This is a genomic window from Acidithiobacillus ferrooxidans ATCC 23270, assembly GCF_000021485.1.
Lineage (GTDB): Bacteria > Pseudomonadota > Gammaproteobacteria > Acidithiobacillales > Acidithiobacillaceae > Acidithiobacillus > Acidithiobacillus ferrooxidans.
In genome coordinates this window covers 279936-302754 of record NC_011761.1, presented here as the reverse complement: position 1 = coordinate 302754, position 22819 = coordinate 279936, and the positions used below count along the sequence as shown (strand labels likewise).

The window sequence follows — 22819 nt, the reverse complement described above, 5'->3', positions numbered from 1 at the left end:
CCTCACCGCCCGCCAAGAGGGTTCTTGCGAATCAACCCTTCATACTGGTGCGTCAGCAAATGGCTCTGAATCTGGCCCATCAGGTCCATCATCACGACGACCACGATCAGCAGACTCGTACCGCCGAAATAGAATGGGACATTGTACTGCACAATGAGAAATTCTGGCAGCAAACAAACCAGGGTCAGGTATATGGCGCCCCAGAGCGTAAGCCGGGTGAGGATACGATCCATGTACTTAGCCGTATGCTCACCTGGTCGGATACCTGGTACGAAAGCTCCGGACTTTTTCAGGTTATCCGCCGTTTCCCGAGGATTAAAGACCATGGCCGTGTAAAAAAATGCAAAAAATACGATCGCCGTTGTAAACACCACAACGTAAAGGGCAGAGCCCGGACTCAACGCCTGACCGAAGCGCGCCAACCACTCCATACCTGGCACATTCGCAAACCAACCTGACAGGGTCGCGGGCAATAATATTATGCTGGATGCGAATATCGGTGGAATCACCCCGGACATATTCACCTTGAGCGGCATGTGGGTGCTCTGCCCGCCGTATACTTTGCGACCGACCTGCCGTTTGGCATACTGAATGGGAATACGTCTCTGCGCACTTTCCATAAACACCACGAATCCCGTCACCGCAAGCGCCAGCACAAAGAGCGCCACAACAAATAGTGGCTGAAACTGACCCGTTTTCATCAGTTCAAAGGTCGTCCCTATTGCGTCTGGCAGTCCGGCAACAATTCCGGCGAAGATAATCATGGAAATGCCGTTGCCGATCCCACGCTCGGTGATCTGCTCCCCGATCCACATCAAAAAAACCGTACCACAAGCCAAAGAAATGGTTGTGGTAAACAAGAATAACGGGCCTGGGCTAATAACAACCGGAACAGTGCCGGCATGCATCTTCTCAATCGCGATGGCGATTCCCAGACCTTGCATCAACGCCAATATGACCGTCGCATAACGCGTATACTCTGTTATTTTCCGACGCCCGGCCTCGCCTTCCTTTTTTAGTTCCTCAAGTTTCGGAAAAACTGACCCGGCCAACTGAAAAATAATGGATGCGCTGATATACGGCATGATCCCTAACGCAAAAACCGTCAGCCGGGAAAGTGCCCCGCCGGAGAACATGTTGAACATGCCAAGAATGGTTCCCCGTTGCTGATTAAAAAACGTCGCCATAGCCGCAGGGTCGATACCGGGAACGGGGATATGCGCCCCCACCCGAAAAACCAGAAGCGCGCCAAGCAAAAACAGGATACGGTTACGTAACTCATTGATCTTACCGGCACCCTGTGCGGCACCTCCAATGCTACGTAACCCAGCCATCAATCTTCCACCTTTCCGCCGGCCTTTTCGATAGCCGCCCTGGCACCAGCGCTGACTCGCAGACCACGCACCGTCAACCCCTGAGTGATTTCTCCGGTCAATATAACCTTGACCGCATCGGGCGAACCGCGAACGATGCGTCGCAGTAGCAGGCCTTCCAAATCCACCACGCCGTCAATGGCTGCAGACTCCAACTGCGATAACGCCACCTCCACGACGCGAACGCCCAACGTGTTACGAAAGCCACGCTTAGGAATACGTCGTTGCAAAGGCATCTGCCCGCCTTCAAAACCTACCTTATGGTAACCTCCGGACCGTGCATGCTGGCCCTTATGACCACGCCCGGCCGTCTTGCCGAAACCGCTGCCGATTCCCCGCCCAACACGCCGGCGGTCCTTCTTTGAGCCCTCTGCGGGCGCGATGGTGTTTAATTTCATGACAGCTCTTCCCAGCGAAGCAGATAAGGAACCTTGTTTACCATCCCTCGAATCTCCGGAGTATCCAAACGTTCCACCGAGTGATGGGTATGGCGCAAGCCCAGGCCGGCGACGACCCGACGATGTTTCTCAGCAACGCCTATCAAACTTTTTACCAGCGTGATACGCAGATGTTTACTCATCGTGTCCTCCTTGCCCGCGAATCTCCTTAAGGCTTTTACCACGTTTCATCGCGATCGCCTGGGGGCTGATCAGTTTGTCGAAGGCATCAAAGGTCGCCCGAACCACATTGATGGGGTTGTTGGAGCCCAGCGACTTGGCGACCACATTACGCAAACCTACCGCCTCGCAAACCGCACGCATCGCGCCACCCGCAATTACACCGCTACCTTCGGGCGCTGGCCGCAACATCACCCGCGCTGCGCCGTGACGACCCTCTACCGGGTAGGGAATCGTGCCACCCCGCATCAGTGGTATGCTCGTCATCCACCGGCGGGCCTGGTCGGTAGCTTTTTGAATGCCTGCGGGGACTTCTTTGGCCTTTCCGCGGCCAAAGCCGACCTTTCCATCACCGTCCCCCACGACCATGAGCGCCGCGAAACCAAACTGCCGCCCACCTTTGACCACCTTGGAAACGCGGTTGATATGAATTAATTTTTCCTGCATTCCGTCATTGGGCTGCGTATCGCGATTTTCCCGTGCCATCTTAGCTCTCCATCAGAACGACAACCCGCCTTCACGGGCAGCGTCGGCCAAAGCTCTCACCCGACCGTGATAACGATATCCGCTCCGGTCGAATGCCACTTCCTTAACACCCACAGCCAATGCCTTCGCTGCAACCCGTTGTCCGATTGTTGCGGCTGCCGCAACATCTGCGCCCCGCCCCATTGACGCACGCAACTCACCCTCGACCGTGGAGGCCTGCGCCAGAACCTTACCCTGCGAGTCATCGATCACCTGAGCGTAAATATGCCTGCCCGAGCGAAAAACACAGAGTCGCGGTTTGGCCTGTGATGCAATACGTGCTCGCGTTTTACGCGCCCGACGAAGCCTTGCCAAATTTTTATTCATAGTAGTAAGCCTCAACCATCATTTCTTCTTCGCTTCTTTACGTCTGACATTTTCTCCCGCATAACGCACGCCCTTACCCTTGTAGGGCTCCGGAGGACGATAGGCACGGATATCTGCAGCGATCTGTCCGATCTTTTGTTTATCGATCCCCCGAATGACAATCTCTGTCTGAGTCGGTGTTTCGATGGTGATGTCGTCTGGCACCGAATAGTCCACGGGATGAGAAAAGCCGAGGCTTAAACTGAGGGTCTTGCCCTTCGCCTGGGCACGGTAACCCACGCCGATAATTTCCAGCTTTTGCTCATAGCCCTGGGAGACACCCTGTACCATATTATTCAATATGGCGCGCATGGTCCCCGCTTGGGCATTCTGGTTATCTGACCATGTCAGTGACGCGCCGCCGTCGTCTATCCGCAATTCCACCGCAGGATGAAAAGGAACCGACATTTCGCCCTTAGGGCCTTTTACCACCAGGCGTTGATCGGCAACGTGGACCTCAACCCCCTTAGGCAGCGGCACTGGTTGTTTCGCTACACGAGACATTTTCGTTCCCCCCTCAGGACACGACGCAGAGAACTTCACCACCAATCCCGGCACTACGGGCCGCGCGATCGGTCATAATTCCCTGAGACGTTGAGATAATGGCAATACCGAAGCCGTCACGCACGCGCGGCAAATCTTCCGCACCACGGTAAACGCGAACACCAGGCCGGCTGACTCGCCGAATTTCCGCGATCACACCCGCACCAGCATAATACTTCAAAGTCAGATCGAGAACGGGGTGACCGTTCGCGACGTCCTCTTTTACTTCCTGAATATAGCCTTCTTCCACCAGAACTCGTGCGATCGCACGTTTCAGCTTGGAAGCGGGCATCCGCACTTTCGCCTTATTTACCTGTTGCGCATTACGAATGCGCGTCAGCATATCAGCAATAGGATCCGTCACGCTCATCGTGTTTCCTCACCAGCTCGCTTTGACGATACCGGGAATTGACCCAGCCGACGCATGCTTGCGAAAGCATAGACGGCACAAGCCGAACTTCCGATAGTAACCGCGTGAACGCCCGCACAATTTGCACCGGTGATACGCACGCACTTTAAATTTTGGAGTCCTTTCGGACTTTGCGATTAACGATTTCTTTGCCACGCGTCAAACTCCTTCAAGGCCGGAAGGGCATCTTGAAGGCTTTCAACAGCCCAAGGCCCTCTTCATCATTCTTGGCGGTGGTGGTAAACACCACGTCCAACCCGCGCAAACGATCGATTTTGTCATATTCAATTTCCGGGAATATGATCTGCTCTTTCACGCCCATCGTATAATTTCCACGCCCATCAAAAGACTTCGGCGAAAGCCCGCGAAAGTCCCGGATTCGGGGGATAGCGACACTGACGAGGCGATCCAAAAATTCGTACATCACGATCCCCCGCAACGTCACCATACATCCAATCGGATAGCCATCGCGAATTTTAAATGCCGCCACAGACTTTCGCGCACGCGTGACTACCGGCTTCTGCCCTGCAATCCTGGTCATGTCCCCCACCGCGGCTTCCAGCACCTTTTTATCACCAACCGCCTCGCCGACCCCCATGTTCAGAGTGATCTTAAGCAATTTTGGCACTTCCATGACACTACTGAAGCCAAACTCCTGCATCAGTTTGGGCGCAATGGAGGTTTTATACAACGCATGTAAACGTGCTTCCATATTATTTCCCTTGCTTAACGGCGGCCGATAACTTCGCCGTTGCTCTTAAAAACACGCACTTTCTGCCCATCCTCGAGCACTTTATAGCCGATGCGATCCCCGCCGCCGGTTGCGGCATTGAAAATTGCCACGTTTGATACGTGAATAGGCGCCTCTTTCTCCACGATACCGCCCGCTTTACCCATGCGATCCGGACGAACGTGGCGTTTGATCATATTCACCTTTTCAACCAGCACTCGCGAGTCCTCGCGCAGCACCTTGAGCACCTTGCCGCGCTTACCCTTGTCTTTGCCGGCGAGAACCACAACCTCATCATCCTTACGTACCTTCAACATGGTCATCCCCTACAACACTTCCGGTGCCAAAGAAATGATCTTCATAAAATTAGCCCCGCGCAGTTCACGCGTAACCGGGCCAAAAATACGTGTCCCAATAGGTTGCAACTGATTATTCAGAAGCACCGCAGCGTTGCTGTCAAAGCGAATCAGGGATCCGTCTTCCCGGCGCACGCCCTTGCGTGTGCGCACCACGAGCGCGTTATATACGTCGCCTTTTTTTACTTTGCCGCGCGGGACCGCATCCTTTATGCTGACCTTGATAACGTCACCGATATCCGCATAACGCCGATGTGAACCGCCAAGCACTTTAATACACATCACTTCTCGCGCTCCGCTGTTATCGGCAACGTTGAGCCTTGTCTGTGTCTGTATCATGCGTTATCTCCCTCTATGACGCCTTCGGCGAGCACACTTACCAAACGCCAACTTTTGGTTTTCGATAACGGGCGACACTCCTCGATTTTTACAATATCCCCGATATGGCAGATATTTTCCGCGTCATGGGCGTGAAATTTCTTGGACCGTCGAATATATTTTTTATAAAGTGGATGCTGAATACGACGCTCAACATTCACCACTATACTTTTATCCATCAGGTTGCTGACTACCGTACCAACCAGACTACGCGGATTTTTCGCCTCGGTCATGAGTGCGCTTCCTTCTTCACGGTAATAGCTGTCCGTACGCGCGCAATATCACGACGCACAGTGCGTAAACGGGAGGTCTTGGCCAATTGCCCGGTTGCATGTTGCATCCGCAATCTGAATTGCTCCTCCAAAAGGACCAGCAATTGAGCCTGACAACCCGCTAAATCAAGTTTCTGAACCGCCTGAGCTTTCATCCCATCACCCGTCTACTTACAAATGCCGTCTGTACCGGAAGCTTGGCAGCACCCAGCGCGAATGCTTCACGCGCAACCTCTTCCGTAACACCTTCCATTTCATAAAGCACCTTGCCGGGCTGAATCAGTGCCACCCAATATTCCGGGTTGCCTTTACCCTTGCCCATACGCACCTCGGCAGGCTTTTTACTGATCGGTTTGTCCGGAAAAATACGTATCCAGATGCGTCCGCCCCGTTTCACATGACGACTGATGGCGCGCCGTGCGGCTTCAAGCTGACGCGCAGTAATACGGCCACGGCCAACGGCCTTGAGACCGAACTCGCCAAAGCTCACTTTGCTTCCGCGCGTAGCGACACCTCGGTTACGCCCTTTGTGTTGTTTACGAAATTTTGTACGTTTTGGCTGCAGCATCGGAAACTCCCGTCACTTCTGGCGGGCAGCGGCCGTTTGTGCCGTGCTCCACTCCAGAATTTCACCTTTGAAAATCCATACCTTCACCCCAATTATTCCGTAGGTGGTGTTGGCCTCAGCGAAACCGTAGTCAATATCAGCGCGCAACGTGTGCAGCGGAACGCGACCCTCTCGATACCATTCAGTGCGGGCAATTTCGGCCCCACCCAAACGACCGGCACAGTTAATGCGCATGCCTAAGGCACCGAAACGCATGGCATTGGTAACAGCGCGCTTCATGGCCCGCCGGAACATGATACGACGGACGAGTTGCTGCGCTACGCTTTCTGCCACCAACTGCGCGTCCAGCTCAGGCTTGCGGATTTCCTCCACATTGATATGCACGGGAACCCCCATGCGCTTTTGTACGTCATGCCGAAGCTTTTCAATATCTTCGCCCTTTTTACCGATCACAATACCCGGTCGGGCGGTATGTACGGTAATGCGCGCACTACGCGCTGGGCGCTCAATGATAATGTCAGAAACCGCCCCACCTGCAAGCCGCTCCCGAATAAACTGCCGGACCTTGATATCTTCAAGCAGCTTCTCCTGGAAGTCGCTTTTGCCATACCACCGGGAATTCCAATTCTTAATGATTCCCAGACGCAGTCCGATTGGATTGGTTTTTTGTCCCATAGGTTCCTCAGTAAACCTCTGCAACTACAACGGTGATATGGCTGGTGCGCTTCAGAATCCGCGAGCCGCGACCTTTCGCTCTGGCCGCGAACCGCTTCAGTACGGCACCACCATCAATCATGATCTGCTCGACCACCAGGGCATCGACATCGGCGCCTTCGTTATTTTCAGCGTTCGCGATCGCCGATTCCAAACACTTACGAATGGGCAAGGCGGCCTTTTTAGTAGTGAAGCGTAGAATCTCCAACGCTTTCCCCACCGGCTGTCCGCGCACCAGATCTGCGACAAGACGCGCCTTCTGGGGTGACATCTGTAATCCTTTGAGCACGGCTGATGATTTCATCATTCCCCCCTTTAGCGCTTGGCTTTCTTGTCCGCGACGTGGCCCTTGAAGGTCCGCGTCAAAGCGAATTCACCGAGCTTATGACCCACCATATTCTCGTTAACAACTACCGGAATATGCTGACGGCCGTTATGAACACTAATGGTCAATCCAATGAAATCAGGTGTAATCGTCGAACGGCGCGACCATGTTTTGATCGGCCGACGGCTGTTACTCGCCTGAGCACTCTGCACTTTGCGGTCCAGATGTTCATCAATGAACGGACCTTTTTTAATCGAACGTGGCACGTGAAATCCCCTTAACCACTAACGCGAACGACGACGCACAATCATATTGCTCGTACGCTTGTTTCTACGAGTACGGTAACCCTTGGTCGGTTGGCCCCACGGCGATACCGGGTGGCGACCACCGGAAGTACGGCCTTCGCCACCACCATGTGGGTGGTCAACCGGGTTCATCGCCACACCACGAACTGTTGGCCGCACACCCCGCCAGCGCGTTGCTCCCGCCTTTCCCAACTGACGAGATCCGTGTTCTTCATTGCCTACCTCACCTATAGTAGCGCGGCAGGATACATGAATTCTGCGGACTTCACCAGAGCGCAAGCGCAGTTGGGCGTAATCGCCCTCACGGGCCATGAGCTGAACCGATGCGCCAGCGGATCTGGCAATCTGTCCGCCCTTGCCCGGGCGCATCTCAACATTATGAACCACTGAACCCACCGGGATACCGCGAAGTGGCATACAATTACCGGGCTTTATGGGCGTCTGCTCAGCAGAAAGCACCGGATCACCGACAGACATGCCTTTTGCCGCGAGGATATAGCGACGCTCACCGTCGACATAACAAATCAACGCAATATGGGCGGAGCGATTGGGATCGTATTCCAAGCGTTCTACCTTGCCAGGTATGTCTAGCTTATTACGCTTAAAATCCACCAGCCGATAATGGGACTTGTGTCCGCCTCCCTGGTGCCGCCGAGTAACCCGACCAAGATTGTTGCGACCGCCACTGTGAGATTGCACCTCCACCAGGGCGGAATGCGGGTTCCCTTTATGCAGACGTGTATCGATGGTTTTTACCACGAAACGCCGCCCTGCAGAGGTCGGTTTGGTTTTAATCAGTGCCATGTGTTATCCCTTTTTCTCAGGCAACGCCATAATCTATGCTGCTGCCCTCGGCCAGCCGTACATAGGCTTTTTTCCAGGACGAGCGACGCCCGACATGGCGACCTACACGCTTTTCCTTTCCCAGATAGTTACAGGTCTGAACAGAAAGAACCTGAACCTCAAAAAGTTTTTCCACTGCTGACCTGATCTCGCGCTTCGTGGCATCACGGGCAACCTTAAATACGAACTGATTCGCCTGCTGCTGCACCATCGTGCTTTTTTCACTGATCACAGGCGCCAGCAAGACCAGATACTTACGCTCAGCGTTCATCCATACACCTCACCTAACCTGGCTGCGGCTTCAACATCCAGTAATACTCGGCCATATTGGAGCAGATCGGCAGGACCGACGTCCTGCCATCCAGCGATACCCACTCTCGGAAAATTCCGCAAGCCCAGAAAAAGATTCAACGGTACTTCCCCCATGACGAGCAGAACGTTATCTCCTCCCGCGCGACTCAACCAATCCCTGCCCAGGCGGCTTCGTGGTTCTCCGAAATCTTCCTGCTGAATGATTTGCAAACGACCCTGGCGTAGCAATTCTGCCAGTACGGTCCGCATTGCCCCGGCCCACATTTTCTTGTTGACCTTCTGCGTGTAGTTTTCATTTCCGCCGGGAAAGGCTCGCCCACCACCGCGCCAGATCGGGCTACGAATGCTGCCCGCGCGCGCCCGGCCCGTGCCTTTCTGTTTCCAGGGTTTACGTCCGCCACCGCGCACTGCCGCACGATTCTTCTGTACGGCGTTGGCCGAACGCATACCGGCCATTTGGGCCACCACCACCTGATGCAGCAACGCCTCGTTATAAGGCACACCAAAAACACCATCGGCGATCTCGATTTCGCTGCTTTTCCCGGTGGTCACTTCCAAGCTTTGCACTTGCATTGTTTTTCTCCTAACCACGCACGGCGGGACGAATCATCACGTCACCGTCTCGCGCACCAGGGACGGCACCCTTGATCATGAGCAGGCGACGATTGGCATCGATGCGTACCAACTCGAGATTGAGTGTTGTGACCTGTTCTGCGCCCAGGTGTCCGGCCATTTTCTTGCCCTTGAACACGCGGCCCGGCGTCTGGCGACAACCGATGGATCCCGGTGCACGGTGGGACAGGGAGTTACCATGACTCGCGCGGTTACTCCGGAAATTATGGCGCTTGATAGCGCCGGCGAAGCCTTTTCCCTTGCTCACGCCCGACACATCCACGCGCTGCCCTTCAGCGAAGATGTCCAGATCAATGTCCATACCGCACGCATAATTGGCGGTATCTGCCACGCGGAATTCCCGTAATAGCCGCCCGGGAGCAATGCCATTTTTACGAAAGTGTCCTGCCAAAGCAGAAGTTACCCGCTGTGGACGGCGCGTACCGGTTGCCACCTGCACTGCACAGTAACCGTCCGTGGCGATATCTTTAACCTGTGCCACCGTATTCGGCGCCACATGAATGACGGTTACCGGCAGCACACGCCCATCGCCTGCAACGATGCGCGTCATACCTACTTTCCGTCCGATCAGGCCCATTACCATTGTATCGTCCTTTATAATTACAGCTTGATCTCGACATCGACGCCAGCCGCCAGATCCAGTTTGATCAGGGCATCCACCGTCTTGTCGTTGGGATCGAGAATATCCAGTAAGCGCTTGTGCGTACGCTGTTCAAACTGATCACGCGCATTTTTATCCACATGCGGCGAGCGCAAAACCGTAAAACGTTCGATTTTTGTGGGAAGGGGAATCGGGCCACAAACACGCGCACCGGTCCGGCGTGCGGTTTCTACGATTTCCGCAGCGGAAATATCGAGCATGCGATAATCATATGATTTAAGACGGATGCGAATCTTGGAACTGTCCATTATTCGACCACCTTGGAGACGACGCCGGCGCCAACGGTACGGCCGCCTTCGCGCACCGCGAAACGCAGACCTTCCTCCATCGCAATCGGCGCAATCAACGCGACCTTGAACAATATATTGTCGCCCGGCATCACCATCTCCACACCTTCCGGCAACTCCACCGCACCCGTCACGTCAGTGGTACGAAAGTAAAACTGCGGGCGGTAACCATTGAAAAACGGCGTGTGTCGACCCCCTTCCTCTTTCGACAACACATATACTTCCGCTTCAAAACGCGTATGCGGCTTGATGCTGCCCGGCTTGGCCAGTACCTGACCACGCTCCACATCATCTTTCTTCGTGCCGCGCAGCAGTACCCCGACGTTGTCTCCGGCCTGCCCCTGATCCAGAATCTTGCGGAACATCTCCACACCAGTGACAATGCTCTTGGCGGTGTTGTGAATGCCGATGATCTCGATCTCATCGCCAATCTTCACAATGCCACGCTCAATACGTCCGGTCACCACCGTGCCACGACCCGAAATCGAAAATACGTCTTCTATCGGCATCAGGAAGGGCTTGTCCACGGGACGCTCGGGCATCGGGATGTAGCTGTCCATCGCATCCGCCAAACGGAAAATCGCAGGCTCCCCTATGTCGCTCTGATCCCCTTCCAGGGCCTTCAGCGCCGAACCGATAATCACCGGAATGTCATCACCGGGAAACTCGTACTTGGACAGAAGTTCGCGCACTTCCATTTCCACCAACTCCAGCAGCTCGGCGTCATCCACCATGTCCGCCTTGTTCAAAAACACGACGATATAGGGAACGCCCACCTGACGGGCAAGCAAAATATGTTCGCGGGTCTGCGGCATCGGACCGTCCGCTGCCGAACACACCAGTATGGCGCCGTCCATCTGCGCCGCTCCGGTAATCATGTTCTTCACATAGTCGGCATGCCCCGGACAGTCTACATGGGCATAGTGACGATTCGCGGTCTCGTATTCTACGTGCGAGGTCGCTATCGTGATCCCTCGCGCCCGCTCTTCCGGCGCATTGTCAATCTGATCATAGGCGCGAATCTCACCGCCAAACTTCGCCGACAACACCTTCGTCAGCGCCGCCGTTAATGTGGTCTTGCCATGGTCCACGTGACCAATCGTTCCCACGTTGACATGCGGCTTCGTCCGCTCAAATTTCCCTTTGGACATCTTGAACTCTCCCGTTACGACTAGCGCTGACTTTTCTTGACAATGGCCTCGGCCACATGGCCGGGGACTTCCATATACTTCTCGAACTGCATGGTATAGGTGGCCCGACCCTGGGAAAGCGAACGTACCGTCGTCGCATATCCGAACATCTCCGCCAGGGGTACTTCGCAGCGGATCAGCTTGGCGCCCGCTTCGTCTTCCATACCCTGCATCATGCCGCGACGGCTGTTGATGTCGCCGATGATGTCACCCATATATTCTTCCGGAGTTACTACCTCTACGGCAAAGATGGGTTCCAGCAGTACAGGGTTCGCCTTGGCCGCACCCGCCTTGAAACCCATCGACCCCGCGATCTTGAATGCCGCCTCCGAGGAGTCGACATCATGATATGAACCGTCAAAAATGGTGACCTTGACGTCCACCACTGGGAAGCCGGCAATGATACCATTTTCCAGCGCTTCTTCAACACCCTTTTCAGTAGGGTTGATAAACTCCTTGGGTACCGTACCGCCGACCACCCCGTTCTCGAAAACAAAACCGCTTCCCGGCTCGAGGGGTTCAAGGCGCAACCAGACGTGTCCATATTGGCCACGACCGCCTGACTGGCGAACAAACTTGCCTTCCGACTCGACAGTCTTGCGGATCGTTTCGCGATACGCCACCTGCGGCGCACCCACAGTAGCTTCGACGCCGAACTCACGCTTCATGCGGTCGACAATGATTTCCAGATGCAACTCGCCCATACCGGAGATGATGGTCTGCCCGGATTCCTGATCGGTACGGACCCGAAACGACGGATCCTCCTGCGCAAGCTTCCCCAGAGCAATGCCCATCTTTTCCTGGTCCGCCTTGGTCTTTGGTTCGACCGCGACATGAATCACCGGCTCGGGAAACTCCATCTGCTCCAGAGCAATAGGCTTATTCAAGTCACAGAGCGTATCTCCCGTATAAGCTGTTTTGAGTCCGACGGCGGCGGCGATATCGCCAGCAAGCACCTCTTTGATTTCATGCCGTTCATTGGCGTGCATCTGCAACACGCGCCCGATACGCTCCTTCTGGTTACGCCCCGGGTTGAGGACCGTAGAGCCCGCGGTGAGCACCCCGGAGTACACCCGAAAAAAAGTGAGCTGTCCGACAAACGGATCCGTCGCGATTTTAAACGCGAGCGCGGAGAAAGGTTCGCTGTCATCGGCGAAACGGACGATTTCTTCGCCATTGTCTGGATTCGTGCCTTCCACCGGCTTGATATCGACAGGCGAAGGCAGGTAGTCCAATACTGCGTCCAATGCAGCCTGTACCCCTTTGTTCTTGAATGCACTTCCACACAACACCGGAACCACGGCGCCGGAAATCGTCGCCTTGCGCAAGGCCGCCTGCAACTCTGCAATGCTGATTTCCTCACCTTCGAGGTATTTCATCATCACGTCTTCATCGGCGTCCGCGATCGCTTCGACCATGAAGTGCCGCGCAGCTTCTGCGTCCGCCTGCAAGGCAGGGGGAATATCTTCTTCGGTAAATCGCGTGCCCTGCAGTGCATCATCCCAGTTGATGGACTTCATCTTCATCAGGTCGATGACACCGCTAAAGTGATCTTCCTCGCCGATGGGCAACTGAACCGGCACGGGGTTACCGCGTAGCTTGGTCGCGATCTGATCGACAACGCGCTTGAAGTTGGCACCCTGACGATCCATTTTGTTGACGAACGCAATACGGGGCACCTTGTACTTGTTTGCCTGCCGCCATACGGTCTCGGATTGCGGCTGCACACCACCCACCGCACAAAATACCGCCATGGCGCCATCCAACACCCGCAGGGACCGCTCCACCTCGATGGTGAAGTCGACGTGTCCGGGGGTGTCGATGATGTTGATCCGGTGCTCGGCACGCTGCCCATCCATACCTTTCCAGAAGCAGGTGGTTGCCGCTGAGGTAATGGTGATACCGCGCTCTTGCTCCTGCGCCATCCAGTCCATGACCGCAGTACCTTCATGCACTTCGCCAATCTTATGAGAGACGCCAGTGTAGAACAGAATGCGCTCAGTGGTAGTCGTTTTGCCGGCATCGATGTGCGCCATGATGCCGATATTGCGATAGCGTTCGATAGGGGTTGTGCGTGCCACGTGTCAGTCCTTGTGCGGAGAGTTGCAGTCAATTACCAGCGGAAATGGGCAAAGGCCTTATTCGCTTCTGCCATACGATGGGTTTCCTCACGCTTACGAACCGCGTTACCGCGATTTTCCGCCGCTTCGAGAATTTCCGCCGCCAGGCGGTTGCCCATGGACTTTTCGTTGCGTTTACGCGCTGAGTCACGCAGCCAACGCATAGCCAACGCCATGCGTCGGTCCGAACGGATCTCGACGGGAACTTGGTAGGTGGCACCCCCGACGCGACGGCTTTTCACTTCCACGACCGGGCGCACGTTGTCGATAGCCTTACGAAAAATTTCGAGGGCGTCGCTTTTGCTCCGCTCCGCAACCATTTCCAATGCACCGTAAACGATTTTTTCGGCAGTGCTTTTTTTGCCATCACGCATCATCACGTTGGCAAACTTGGCAATGACTTCTTCCTTGTACTTGGGATCCGGCAGAACAACCCGCTTGGGAACTTCACGACGTCTTGGCATGGCGCAACAACTCCTTCAATAAATATTTACTTTGGACGCTTGGCGCCATACTTGGAACGCGACTGTTTACGGTTTTTGACACCGGCAGTGTCCAGGGTGCCACGCACGATGTGATAGCGCACACCGGGAAGATCCTTGACACGACCGCCGCGAATCAGCACCACTGAGTGCTCCTGCAGGTTATGCCCTTCGCCGGGAATATAACTACTGACCTCAAAACCATTGGTGAGACGCACACGGGCGACCTTACGCAATGCCGAGTTGGGCTTTTTAGGCGTCGTCGTGTAAACACGGGTACACACGCCGCGCTTCTGCGGGTTGGCGTCCAACGCCGGAACCTTGCTTTTGGCTACAGGCCGCTTGCGTGGTTTGCGCACGAGCTGATTTAATGTGGGCATTTACAATCTCCAGAGTACGGTGGTGGCACCCAGCCCTCTCACCGATGAGAGGGCGCATTCTAGTTAGGCTTGCCCTGGCTGTCAAGGCAAGCCCCAGTCATACAACAAATTACGGCGTATCGCTTACCGATACCGGCATATCCCGCGGCACCGCAGTCTCCAAGGAAAGGACAGGTTCACCCCGGTTCAGCCGTCGGCGATGCTCATGGTAGGCCAGGCCCGTTCCCGCCGGAATCAAACGTCCGACGATGACGTTTTCCTTGAGGCCGCGCAAGTCGTCTACCTTGCCGGATACCGCAGCCTCAGTGAGTACGCGGGTGGTTTCCTGGAAACTTGCGGCCGAGATGAAAGATTCGGTAGACAGGCTTGCCTTGGTGATGCCCAGCAACATCGGCGTGAAACGCGGCAGTTCTTTGCCGGCAGCTTCCAGCGCGATGTTTTCATCTTCCACCCGTGCCCGATCCACCTGGTCTCCGGGAATGAAGGTACTGTCCCCACTGGACGTCACTTCGACCCTACGCAGCATCTGGCGCAGAATGACTTCGATGTGCTTATCATTGATACGCACGCCCTGCAGACGGTATACGTCCTGCACCTCATCGACAATGTAGTTGGCGAGAGCCTGCACACCCAACACACGCAGGATATCGTGCGGAACCGGCTGGCCCTCGACAAGCTGCTCACCCGGGCTGACCCGCTCCCCTTCGTACACGGTCACATGGCGACCCTTGGGAATCAGATATTCATGCTGTTCCCCGCTCTCGTCGGTGATGATCAGTCGCTGCTTGCCCTTGGTGTCTTTCCCGAAGCCGATGATGCCCTCATGCTCCGCGATAACAGCGAAGTCCTTGGGACGCCGGGCCTCGAACAGTTCCGCCACACGGGGCAGACCACCGGTAATGTCGCGCGTCTTTGTGGTACCCACCGGCAGACGTGCCAGAATGTCTCCGGGATGAATCTCCATACCTTCGTGCACCGCGATAATCGCCTTTGCCGGCAGGAAATAACGTGCGGGCAGGTCAGTACCGGGCAGCTTCAGGTCCTGGCCATGCTCGTCCAGCAGACTGATCACCGGCCGCAAATCGCGCCCCTGGGGTGGCCGTTGCTTCGCGTCGATGACGACAAGTGTCGACAGCCCGGTGATCTCGTCGGTCTGGATGGCTACGCTCGCGCCTTCCACCGCATCTTTCAGAGAAATTTTGCCACCGACCTCACTGACAATGGGCCGCGTATGCGGATCCCATTCCGCGACCCGACGACCCGCTGTGACCGCGGCGTTGTCATCCACCAGAATGGTGGCACCATAGGGCACCTTGTAACGCTCTTTTTCCCGGCCTTGTTCGTCAGTGACGGTAACTTCCCCATTCCGGCCCACCACTACGTGGCGTCCGCTGGAGTGCGTGACCAGGCGAAGGTTGGGCTGATAACGAAAAACCCCGCCCTGCTTGATATCGATACTGCTTTGCGCAGCAGAACGACTGGCCGCACCACCGATGTGGAAAGTACGCATGGTGAGCTGGGTGCCCGGTTCACCAATGGATTGCGCAGCGATAACGCCGACTGCCTCACCCGCATTGACTAGATGCCCACGTGCCAGGTCACGCCCATAACACAGTGCACAGACCCCATGGCGTGACCGGCAGGTCAGGGGCGAACGTACCTTCAGTGCATCCACACCCAGCTCGTCCAACTGACTGAGATGCCGCTCTGTCAGCAGGGTATTGCGGGGGATGACAATCTCACCGGTGTTGGGGTGGACCACATCCTCCGCAACTACACGACCCAGCACGCGGTCGCGCAGAGGTTCGATGATCTCACCGCCCTCGACGAGGGAGGTCATGGGAAGGCCTTCCTCCGATCCGCAATCGGTCTCGACCACCACCAGATCCTGGGTAACGTCTACCAGACGCCGGGTCAAATAGCCGGAGTTGGCGGTTTTCAGCGCGGTATCTGCAAGCCCCTTGCGGGCACCGTGAGTGGAAATGAAGTATTGCAGGACGTTGAGTCCCTCGCGGAAATTTGCGGTGATGGGAGTCTCGATAATAGAACCGTCGGGCTTCGCCATCAGGCCGCGCATACCTGCAAGCTGGCGAATCTGCGCCGCCGAACCTCGGGCGCCGGAATCCGCCATCATAAAGATCGAGTTGAACGAATCCTGCTGCACCGAGCTGCCGTCCGGGAGGTACACGGTATCCTTACTGACCCGATCCATCATGGCTTTGGCAACTTCATCGGTAGCCCGCGACCAGATGTCGACGACCTTGTTATAGCGTTCACCCTCAGTCACCAGACCCGAGGTGTATTGGGCCTGAATGGCTTTGACCTCATCTTCGGACCGAGCCAGAATGCCCTCTTTTTCCAGCGGCGTGACCATATCCCCAGCACCGAAGGAAATGCCTGCGCGTGTCGCCATACGGAAGCCGGTATACATCAACTGATCCGCAAAGATAACCGTATCCTTGATACCCAAACGCCGGTAACAGGTATTGATGAGTTCGCCGATCACCTTTTTCTTCAGCACCCGGTTGATGACACTGAACGGAAGGCCCTCAGGGAGAATATCCCCGAGCAGGGCGCGTCCTGCCGTGGTATCGATACGCTCACCGCGAAAGCGCACGGTGATACGGGCGTGAAGACCCAGGTTGCCCGTTTCATAAGCGCGCCGCACCTCTGCCGCATCCGCGAAGACTCCGCCGGTGCCCTTGGCGTCGGCCCGCTCCTGGCTGACGTAGTAGAGTCCGAGGACGATGTCCTGGGACGGGACGATAACGGGCTCACCATTGGCCGGGCTGAGAATATTGTTGGTGGACATCATCAGGGTCCGGGCTTCCAACTGCGCCTCCAGCGACAGCGGGACGTGCACAGCCATCTGATCGCCATCAAAATCCGCATTGTATGCAGCACATACCAGTGGATGCAGTTGGATGGCCTTGCCTTCGATCAGGACCGGTTCAAAGGCCTGGATACCCAGACGATGCAAGGTTGGCGCGCGGTTCAGCATGACCGGATGTTCGCGAATCACCTCTTCAAGGATATCCCAGACTTCCGGTTTTTCCTGCTCGACCAAACGCTTGGCGGCCTTGATGGTGGTCGCCAGCCCACGCTCTTCCAACTTGTTGAAAATGAATGGCTTGAACAACTCCAGGGCCATCTTCTTCGGCAAACCGCACTGGTGCAGGCGCAGCTCAGGTCCGACGACGATCACCGAGCGGCCGGAGTAGTCCACCCGCTTACCCAGCAGATTCTGACGGAAGCGGCCCTGCTTGCCCTTGATCATATCCGCAAGTGACTTGAGTGGGCGTTTGTTGGGTCCCGATATGGCACGTCCGCGCCGACCGTTATCGAGCAGCGCGTCCACGGCTTCCTGCAACATGCGTTTTTCGTTGCGCACGATGATGTCCGGCGCCTTTAGTTCCAGCAGGCGCTTGAGCCGGTTGTTGCGATTGATGACCCGCCGGTAGAGATCGTTGAGATCAGAGGTTGCAAAACGGCCGCCATCCAGTGGCACCAGGGGGCGCAGGTCCGGGGGCAGCACCGGAAGAACTTCCATGATCATCCATTCAGGACGATTGCCCGACTGTTCAAAGGCCTCCAGGATCTTCAACCGCTTGCTGAGCTTCTTGGTCTTCGTGTCGGAATTGCTCTCCCGCAGTTCATTACGGATCTGCTCAATTTCCTGAGTCAGGGGTATGCCACGCAGCAGGTCACGAATACCCTCTGCGCCCATTTTTGCTGCAAACTCATCCCCATGCTCTTCCAGGGCGTCCAGGTACTGGTCTTCGGTAAGGATGTTCCCGCGTTCCAGCGCGGTCACCCCCGGATCAACGACCACATACGCTTCGAAATAGAGGACCCGCTCGATATCACGCAGGGGCATATCGAGAATCATGCCCATACGACTCGGCAGAGATTTGAGGAACCAGATGTGGGCGACAGGACTGGCGAGTTCAATGTGTCCCATCCGCTCGCGGCGGACCCTCGCCTGGGTTACCTCAACACCGCATTTTTCGCAGACCACACCGCGGTGTTTCAGGCGCTTGTACTTGCCGCAGAGGCACTCGTAGTCTTTGATCGGTCCAAAGATCTTGGCACAGAACAAACCTTCGCGTTCCGGTTTGAAGGTCCGGTAATTAATCGTCTCGGGCTTTTTTACCTCACCGAAAGACCATGACCGCACCTTATCCGGAGACGCGATACCGATCCGAATCGCATCGAATTCTTCCTGCTGATCGTTTTGTTTGAAGAGCTTCAGTAAGTCTTTCAACGCATCCATCCTTGCCCGCCACGGGCGGAAATTTTACTTGGACTGTTCCAGTTCAATATCGATACCCAAAGAACGCAGTTCTTTCAACAACACGTTGAAAGACTCCGGCATTCCGGCATCCATGCGGAAATCACCCTTGACGATGGACTCATACATCTTGCTGCGCCCGCTTACGTCATCCGACTTCACGGTGAGCATTTCCTGCAGGGTGTATGCCGCGCCATAGGCTTCCAACGCCCACACCTCCATTTCACCGAAGCGCTGGCCGCCAAACTGCGCCTTACCACCTAAAGGCTGTTGGGTAACCAGACTGTACGGACCTGTGGAACGGGCATGCATCTTGTCATCCACCAGGTGATGGAGCTTGAGCATGTAGAGATAACCCACCGTCACCGGGCGGTCAAAAGCATCACCGCTCCGTCCGTCATACAGCGTGACCTGGCCGCTGCGCGGCAAACCAGCCAGCTCCAGCATGTCGCCGATCTCTTCTTCGGAGGCGCCATCAAAGACCGGGGTCGCCATGGGCACACCACCACGAAGATTCGCGGAAAGCTCGCGAATTTCCTGGTCTGTCAGGCTGTCGAGATCCTCTTTCTTGCCAGACCGGTTGTAGATTTCCGCCAGGAAAGCGCGCATTTCTGCCATTGCCACCTCACTGTCCAGCATCGCGCCGATCTTCTTGCCCAGCCCCTTGGCAGCCCACCCCAGATGGGTTTCGAGGATCTGTCCCACGTTCATACGGGAAGGCACACCCAGAGGATTGAGCACGATATCCACCGCCGTACCATCGGCAAGATAGGGCATGTCTTCCACTGGCACGATCTTGGAGACCACGCCCTTATTCCCATGGCGGCCTGCCATTTTATCACCGGGCTGCAAGTGCCTTTTTATGGCCACATGCACTTTAACCATCTTCAGAACGCCCGGACTCAGATCATCCCCCTGGGTCAGCTTGCGCCGCTTTTCTTCGAGTACCGCATCGAGACGCTGGCGTTGTTCCTCGAGCTGAGCACGGATCTGTTCCAGGGACTCGTTACTCTCTTCCGTACGCAAACGGATCTCAAACCATTTAGCACGCGGTAAGTCTTTCAGATAAGCCTTTGTCACCTTGTTTCCGGCCGCCAGGCCGTTGGGACCGCCCTCGGCAACCTTGCCGATCAGCTGACGCTCAATCCGCTGATAGCTGTCTTCCTCGACGATGCGATACTGATCATTAAGATCCTTACGGATCCGTGCGAGTTCATGTTCTTCAATGGACTTGGCACGGGCATCCTTCTCGATACCATCGCGGGTAAAGACCTGCACATCGATCACCGTGCCATACATACCGGCAGGCATTCGCATGGAGTTATCTTTCACGTCGGAGGCCTTTTCACCGAAGATTGCCCGCAGAAGCTTCTCTTCCGGCGTCAACTGCGTCTCGCCCTTGGGCGTGACCTTGCCGACAAGAATGTCACCCGGCGCCAGTTCCGCACCGATTACGACAATACCCGACTCATCCAGATGACGTAAGGCACCTTCGGCGACGTTGGGGATATCCCGGGTGATTTCTTCCGGCCCCAGTTTGGTGTCGCGGGCGAAAACCGAAAACTCCTCGATATGAATAGTGGTATAGCGGTCTTCCGCCACGACCCGTTCCGAGATCAGGATGGAATCCTCGAAGTTATAGCCATTCCAGGGCATAAAGGCGACCAGAATGTTCTGGCCGAGCGCCAGTTCACCCATCTCCGTGCTCGGCCCGTCGGCCAGTACGTCACCACGACTCACCACATCGCCGACCTTGACCACGGGGCGCTGATTCAGGGTGGTGTTCTGGTTGGAACGCGCGTACTTGACGAGGTTGTAGATATCCACGCCGGGCTCTTCCGGCAGGGTTTCCTCATCACTGACACGAATGACGATACGGGCACCATCAACGATATCCACCACGCCACCACGCCGGGCGACGACGGCCGCACCAGAATCGATGGCGACCACCCGTTCCATGCCCGTACCCACCATCGGTGCATCGGAACGCACCGTCGGCACCGCCTGGCGTTGCATGTTGGAACCCATGAGGGCGCGGTTGGCGTCATCATGCTCCAGGAACGGGATCATACTCGCCGCCACCGAGACGATCTGCCGCGGCGAGATATCCATGAACTGAACCTGATCCGGGTTTGCCAGAGTGAACTCGTTCTTGAAACGGCAGGACACCAGTTCGTCGGTGAGCACGCCGTGCTCGTCCACCGTCGAGTTCGCCTGGGCAATCATATAATTGCCTTCTTCAATAGCCGACAGGTATTCCACCTCATCGGTGGTGCGGCGATCGACAACGCGTCGATACGGCGTTTCGAGAAACCCGTAGGAATTCGTCCGCGCGTAGCACGACAAGCTGTTGATCAGTCCGATATTCGGGCCTTCCGGCGTTTCAATGGGGCAGATCCGGCCGTAGTGCGTCGGATGTACGTCACGCACCTCGAAACCCGCACGCTCCCGGGTCAGGCCGCCCGGCCCCAAAGCCGAGACACGCCGCTTGTGGGTGACCTCGGAAAGCGGGTTGGTCTGATCCATGAACTGGGAAAGCTGGCTGGAGCCAAAGAACTCATTGACCACTGCCGCAATGGGTTTTGCATTGATCAGATCCTGGGGCGTGAGGCCCTCGCTCTCGGCGAGGGCAAGACGGTCCTTGACGGCCCTTTCCACACGCACCAGACCGAGCCGAAATTGGTTTTCCATCAACTCACCAACCGAGCGCACGCGCCGATTACCGAGATGATCGATATCGTCGATCTCCCCCACACCGTTACGCAGGGCGACCAGTACCTTGAGCACCGCGATGATATCCGCATCATTCAGCACGCCAGGACCGGTGATCTCATCGCGCCCCACCCGACGATTGAACTTCATGCGGCCTACGGCCGACAGGTCGTAGCGATCGGGACTGAAGAACAGTCCCTGGAACAGGTTTTGCGCCGCATCCTTCGTCGGCGGTTCACCCGGACGCATCAGCCGATAGATTTCCATCTGGGCGTCGTGAGCATCACGTGACGTGTCGATACGCAACGTTTCTGAAATATAAGGCCCACGATCCAGTTCGTTGAGATAGAGCGTATGCAGTGTGAGTGACGGCATTTTTCGCAGAGCGTCCAGAAGCTCACCGCTGACGGGCTCATTGGCCTGTACCACCACTTCGCCGGTTTCGGGATGAACGATATCCCGGGCGACGACCTTGCCCAGAAGGAAGCTATCCGGCACAGGAATCTCATGCAGACCCTGAACCTCGGAGAGCGCCTTGGTTTGGCGCACCGTAATTCGCTTACCGGCCTGTACCAGCACGTCGCCAGTTTCCGGACTGACGATATCAAACGCCGCCACTTCGCCCTGTAGACGCTGCGGGATCAGTACATAGCGCAGATCGCCGTCGATCAGGCGAAAGGTCTCCATATCAAAAAACATCTCAAGAATGTCCTGGGTGCTGTAGCCCAGCGCACGCAGCAACGTCGTCGCCGGCAACTTACGACGGCGATCGATGCGCGCATAAACGTGATCCTTGGGGTCAAACTCGAAATCCAGCCAAGAACCCCGGTAAGGAATGATGCGCGCATTAAAGAGGAGCTTTCCCGAAGAATGGGTCTTGCCGCGATCATGATCGAAGAAAACGCCCGGCGAACGATGCAACTGCGAGACGATGACGCGCTCCGTGCCGTTAATCACGAAGGAACCGTGCTCCGTCATCAGAGGCAGTTCGCCCATATAGACGTCCTGCTCCTTCACGTCTTTGACTCTTTTGGCGCCAGTGGTGTCGTCTTTTTCCATAACCGCCAGACGCAAACGTACCCGCAAACCGGCACAGTAGGTCAGCCCGCGCTGGCGGCACTCCACCACATCAAACACCGGTTTTTCCAGGCGGTAGGAGACATAATCCAGCATTGCATTGCCGGAATAACTTTCCATCGGAAAAACCGAACGGAAAACAGCTTCTAAACCCGTTTCCTTTCGCGCCGCCGGGGGTACCGACTCCTGGAGAAACTCCCGGTAGGAATCCATCTGCGTAGCCAGCAGATATGGCACAGCAAGAATGCTCTGGCTTTTGCCAAAGTCTTTACGAATCCGTTTCTTTTCAGTAAAAGAGTAGGCCATGGATGCTCCGCGCGACGACTGCATGGTTCAGGGATCAGCGGTTA

28 protein-coding genes are annotated in these 22819 nt (G+C 56.0%); all 28 read right to left on the bottom strand.

The genetic code is table 11. The features are described 5' to 3' along the window. Positions 1–2: 2 nt before the first annotated feature. The 28 genes from secY to rpoB all read right to left on the bottom strand — a co-directional run bounded on the left by secY (position 3) and on the right by rpoB (position 22775). Positions 3–1334: a preprotein translocase subunit SecY gene (gene secY, locus AFE_RS01640; protein WP_012536096.1), complete on the bottom strand. Its 1332-nt coding sequence runs from the start codon at positions 1332–1334 to the stop codon at positions 3–5. Further along, positions 1334–1771: a 50S ribosomal protein L15 gene (rplO, locus tag AFE_RS01635; protein ID WP_012536095.1), complete on the bottom strand. Its 438-nt coding sequence runs from the start codon at positions 1769–1771 to the stop codon at positions 1334–1336. The genes secY and rplO overlap by 1 nt, the downstream gene beginning before the upstream one ends. Continuing rightward, positions 1768–1953: a 50S ribosomal protein L30 gene (rpmD, locus tag AFE_RS01630; RefSeq protein WP_012536094.1), complete on the bottom strand. Its 186-nt coding sequence runs from the start codon at positions 1951–1953 to the stop codon at positions 1768–1770. Before rpmD ends, rplO begins: the two co-directional genes overlap by 4 nt. Then, positions 1946–2476, bottom strand: a complete 531-nt coding sequence (rpsE, locus tag AFE_RS01625; RefSeq protein WP_012536093.1) for a 30S ribosomal protein S5 — start codon at positions 2474–2476, stop codon at positions 1946–1948. Before rpsE ends, rpmD begins: the two co-directional genes overlap by 8 nt. Positions 2477–2488: 12 nt before the next feature. Next, positions 2489–2842 carry a 50S ribosomal protein L18 gene (gene rplR, locus AFE_RS01620; protein WP_009569276.1) on the bottom strand — a complete coding sequence of 118 codons (354 nt, stop codon included), beginning with the start codon at positions 2840–2842 and terminating at the stop codon, positions 2489–2491. Between the two features lie 18 nt (positions 2843–2860). Further along, complete coding sequence (rplF, locus tag AFE_RS01615) at positions 2861–3385, bottom strand: 50S ribosomal protein L6 (RefSeq protein WP_012536092.1); 525 nt, start codon at positions 3383–3385, stop codon at positions 2861–2863. A gap of 13 nt (positions 3386–3398) precedes the next feature. Beyond that, positions 3399–3794 carry a 30S ribosomal protein S8 gene (gene rpsH / locus AFE_RS01610; RefSeq protein ID WP_009568793.1) on the bottom strand — a complete coding sequence of 132 codons (396 nt, stop codon included), beginning with the start codon at positions 3792–3794 and terminating at the stop codon, positions 3399–3401. Positions 3795–3803: 9 nt separating this feature from the next. Next, entirely contained in the window at positions 3804–3989 is a 186-nt protein-coding gene (locus AFE_RS15430) for a type Z 30S ribosomal protein S14 (protein WP_012536091.1), read from the bottom strand. Positions 3990–4002: 13 nt separating this feature from the next. Beyond that, the gene (gene rplE, locus AFE_RS01605; RefSeq protein ID WP_012536090.1) at positions 4003–4545 is read right to left on the bottom strand and encodes a 50S ribosomal protein L5; all 543 of its coding nucleotides are present in this window, start codon (positions 4543–4545) and stop codon (positions 4003–4005) included. A 14-nt stretch (positions 4546–4559) separates the two neighbouring features. Then, complete coding sequence (gene rplX / locus AFE_RS01600) at positions 4560–4880, bottom strand: 50S ribosomal protein L24 (RefSeq protein ID WP_009569556.1); 321 nt, start codon at positions 4878–4880, stop codon at positions 4560–4562. Between the two features lie 9 nt (positions 4881–4889). Beyond that, positions 4890–5258: a 50S ribosomal protein L14 gene (rplN, locus tag AFE_RS01595; protein WP_012536089.1), complete on the bottom strand. Its 369-nt coding sequence runs from the start codon at positions 5256–5258 to the stop codon at positions 4890–4892. Continuing rightward, positions 5255–5530: a 30S ribosomal protein S17 gene (gene rpsQ, locus AFE_RS01590; RefSeq protein WP_009569558.1), complete on the bottom strand. Its 276-nt coding sequence runs from the start codon at positions 5528–5530 to the stop codon at positions 5255–5257. Before rpsQ ends, rplN begins: the two co-directional genes overlap by 4 nt. Further along, on the bottom strand, positions 5527–5724 hold the full coding sequence (gene rpmC / locus AFE_RS01585) for a 50S ribosomal protein L29 (RefSeq protein WP_009569559.1): 198 nt from the start codon (positions 5722–5724) through the stop codon (positions 5527–5529). The genes rpsQ and rpmC overlap by 4 nt, the downstream gene beginning before the upstream one ends. Beyond that, positions 5721–6137 (bottom strand): 50S ribosomal protein L16, encoded by a 417-nt coding sequence (gene rplP, locus AFE_RS01580; RefSeq protein ID WP_012536088.1) that lies wholly within the window; start codon positions 6135–6137, stop codon positions 5721–5723. The genes rpmC and rplP overlap by 4 nt, the downstream gene beginning before the upstream one ends. Before the next feature lie 12 nt (positions 6138–6149). Further along, entirely contained in the window at positions 6150–6812 is a 663-nt protein-coding gene (rpsC, locus tag AFE_RS01575) for a 30S ribosomal protein S3 (protein WP_009565437.1), read from the bottom strand. Positions 6813–6819: 7 nt separating this feature from the next. After that, positions 6820–7155, bottom strand: coding sequence for a 50S ribosomal protein L22 (gene rplV / locus AFE_RS01570; RefSeq protein ID WP_009565436.1), 336 nt, complete (start codon positions 7153–7155; stop codon positions 6820–6822). An 11-nt stretch (positions 7156–7166) separates the two neighbouring features. Next, positions 7167–7442, bottom strand: coding sequence for a 30S ribosomal protein S19 (gene rpsS / locus AFE_RS01565; protein ID WP_009565435.1), 276 nt, complete (start codon positions 7440–7442; stop codon positions 7167–7169). Positions 7443–7460: 18 nt separating this feature from the next. Beyond that, the gene (gene rplB, locus AFE_RS01560) at positions 7461–8285 is read right to left on the bottom strand and encodes a 50S ribosomal protein L2 (protein WP_009565434.1); all 825 of its coding nucleotides are present in this window, start codon (positions 8283–8285) and stop codon (positions 7461–7463) included. A 16-nt stretch (positions 8286–8301) separates the two neighbouring features. Beyond that, positions 8302–8595, bottom strand: coding sequence for a 50S ribosomal protein L23 (gene rplW, locus AFE_RS01555; RefSeq protein WP_012536087.1), 294 nt, complete (start codon positions 8593–8595; stop codon positions 8302–8304). After that, on the bottom strand, positions 8592–9209 hold the full coding sequence (rplD, locus tag AFE_RS01550; protein ID WP_009565432.1) for a 50S ribosomal protein L4: 618 nt from the start codon (positions 9207–9209) through the stop codon (positions 8592–8594). Before rplD ends, rplW begins: the two co-directional genes overlap by 4 nt. Positions 9210–9219: 10 nt before the next feature. Then, positions 9220–9852, bottom strand: a complete 633-nt coding sequence (rplC, locus tag AFE_RS01545; RefSeq protein ID WP_009565431.1) for a 50S ribosomal protein L3 — start codon at positions 9850–9852, stop codon at positions 9220–9222. A 17-nt stretch (positions 9853–9869) separates the two neighbouring features. Next, the gene (gene rpsJ / locus AFE_RS01540) at positions 9870–10178 is read right to left on the bottom strand and encodes a 30S ribosomal protein S10 (RefSeq protein ID WP_012536086.1); all 309 of its coding nucleotides are present in this window, start codon (positions 10176–10178) and stop codon (positions 9870–9872) included. Then, positions 10178–11368, bottom strand: coding sequence for an elongation factor Tu (gene tuf, locus AFE_RS01535; RefSeq protein ID WP_009566505.1), 1191 nt, complete (start codon positions 11366–11368; stop codon positions 10178–10180). Before tuf ends, rpsJ begins: the two co-directional genes overlap by 1 nt. 20 nt (positions 11369–11388) lie before the next feature. After that, complete coding sequence (gene fusA, locus AFE_RS01530; protein WP_012536085.1) at positions 11389–13488, bottom strand: elongation factor G; 2100 nt, start codon at positions 13486–13488, stop codon at positions 11389–11391. 32 nt (positions 13489–13520) lie between these two features. Then, on the bottom strand, positions 13521–13991 hold the full coding sequence (gene rpsG, locus AFE_RS01525) for a 30S ribosomal protein S7 (protein ID WP_012536084.1): 471 nt from the start codon (positions 13989–13991) through the stop codon (positions 13521–13523). Between the two features lie 26 nt (positions 13992–14017). Next, positions 14018–14389, bottom strand: coding sequence for a 30S ribosomal protein S12 (gene rpsL / locus AFE_RS01520; RefSeq protein WP_010641426.1), 372 nt, complete (start codon positions 14387–14389; stop codon positions 14018–14020). 109 nt (positions 14390–14498) lie between these two features. Next, positions 14499–18662, bottom strand: coding sequence for a DNA-directed RNA polymerase subunit beta' (gene rpoC / locus AFE_RS01515; protein ID WP_012536083.1), 4164 nt, complete (start codon positions 18660–18662; stop codon positions 14499–14501). Between the two features lie 24 nt (positions 18663–18686). Further along, complete coding sequence (rpoB, locus tag AFE_RS01510; RefSeq protein ID WP_012536082.1) at positions 18687–22775, bottom strand: DNA-directed RNA polymerase subunit beta; 4089 nt, start codon at positions 22773–22775, stop codon at positions 18687–18689. Positions 22776–22819 lie beyond the last annotated feature (44 nt).

What these genes read in the sequence shown, in the direction of transcription:
- secY (WP_012536096.1), bottom strand. Translation starts at nt 1,334, where the DNA reads ATGGCTGGGTTACGTAGCATTGGAGGTGCCGCACAGGGTGCCGGTAAG.
- rplO (WP_012536095.1), bottom strand. Translation starts at nt 1,771, where the DNA reads ATGAAATTAAACACCATCGCGCCCGCAGAGGGCTCAAAGAAGGACCGC.
- rpmD (WP_012536094.1), bottom strand. Translation starts at nt 1,953, where the DNA reads ATGAGTAAACATCTGCGTATCACGCTGGTAAAAAGTTTGATAGGCGTT.
- rpsE (WP_012536093.1), bottom strand. Translation starts at nt 2,476, where the DNA reads ATGGCACGGGAAAATCGCGATACGCAGCCCAATGACGGAATGCAGGAA.
- rplR (WP_009569276.1), bottom strand. Translation starts at nt 2,842, where the DNA reads ATGAATAAAAATTTGGCAAGGCTTCGTCGGGCGCGTAAAACGCGAGCA.
- rplF (WP_012536092.1), bottom strand. Translation starts at nt 3,385, where the DNA reads ATGTCTCGTGTAGCGAAACAACCAGTGCCGCTGCCTAAGGGGGTTGAG.
- rpsH (WP_009568793.1), bottom strand. Translation starts at nt 3,794, where the DNA reads ATGAGCGTGACGGATCCTATTGCTGATATGCTGACGCGCATTCGTAAT.
- rplE (WP_012536090.1), bottom strand. Translation starts at nt 4,545, where the DNA reads ATGGAAGCACGTTTACATGCGTTGTATAAAACCTCCATTGCGCCCAAA.
- rplX (WP_009569556.1), bottom strand. Translation starts at nt 4,880, where the DNA reads ATGTTGAAGGTACGTAAGGATGATGAGGTTGTGGTTCTCGCCGGCAAA.
- rplN (WP_012536089.1), bottom strand. Translation starts at nt 5,258, where the DNA reads ATGATACAGACACAGACAAGGCTCAACGTTGCCGATAACAGCGGAGCG.
- rpsQ (WP_009569558.1), bottom strand. Translation starts at nt 5,530, where the DNA reads ATGACCGAGGCGAAAAATCCGCGTAGTCTGGTTGGTACGGTAGTCAGC.
- rpmC (WP_009569559.1), bottom strand. Translation starts at nt 5,724, where the DNA reads ATGAAAGCTCAGGCGGTTCAGAAACTTGATTTAGCGGGTTGTCAGGCT.
- rplP (WP_012536088.1), bottom strand. Translation starts at nt 6,137, where the DNA reads ATGCTGCAGCCAAAACGTACAAAATTTCGTAAACAACACAAAGGGCGT.
- rpsC (WP_009565437.1), bottom strand. Translation starts at nt 6,812, where the DNA reads ATGGGACAAAAAACCAATCCAATCGGACTGCGTCTGGGAATCATTAAG.
- rplV (WP_009565436.1), bottom strand. Translation starts at nt 7,155, where the DNA reads ATGAAATCATCAGCCGTGCTCAAAGGATTACAGATGTCACCCCAGAAG.
- rplB (WP_009565434.1), bottom strand. Translation starts at nt 8,285, where the DNA reads ATGGCACTGATTAAAACCAAACCGACCTCTGCAGGGCGGCGTTTCGTG.
- rplW (WP_012536087.1), bottom strand. Translation starts at nt 8,595, where the DNA reads ATGAACGCTGAGCGTAAGTATCTGGTCTTGCTGGCGCCTGTGATCAGT.
- rplD (WP_009565432.1), bottom strand. Translation starts at nt 9,209, where the DNA reads ATGCAAGTGCAAAGCTTGGAAGTGACCACCGGGAAAAGCAGCGAAATC.
- rplC (WP_009565431.1), bottom strand. Translation starts at nt 9,852, where the DNA reads ATGGTAATGGGCCTGATCGGACGGAAAGTAGGTATGACGCGCATCGTT.
- rpsJ (WP_012536086.1), bottom strand. Translation starts at nt 10,178, where the DNA reads ATGGACAGTTCCAAGATTCGCATCCGTCTTAAATCATATGATTATCGC.
- tuf (WP_009566505.1), bottom strand. Translation starts at nt 11,368, where the DNA reads ATGTCCAAAGGGAAATTTGAGCGGACGAAGCCGCATGTCAACGTGGGA.
- rpsG (WP_012536084.1), bottom strand. Translation starts at nt 13,991, where the DNA reads ATGCCAAGACGTCGTGAAGTTCCCAAGCGGGTTGTTCTGCCGGATCCC.
- rpsL (WP_010641426.1), bottom strand. Translation starts at nt 14,389, where the DNA reads ATGCCCACATTAAATCAGCTCGTGCGCAAACCACGCAAGCGGCCTGTA.
- rpoC (WP_012536083.1), bottom strand. Translation starts at nt 18,662, where the DNA reads ATGGATGCGTTGAAAGACTTACTGAAGCTCTTCAAACAAAACGATCAG.
- rpoB (WP_012536082.1), bottom strand. Translation starts at nt 22,775, where the DNA reads ATGGCCTACTCTTTTACTGAAAAGAAACGGATTCGTAAAGACTTTGGC.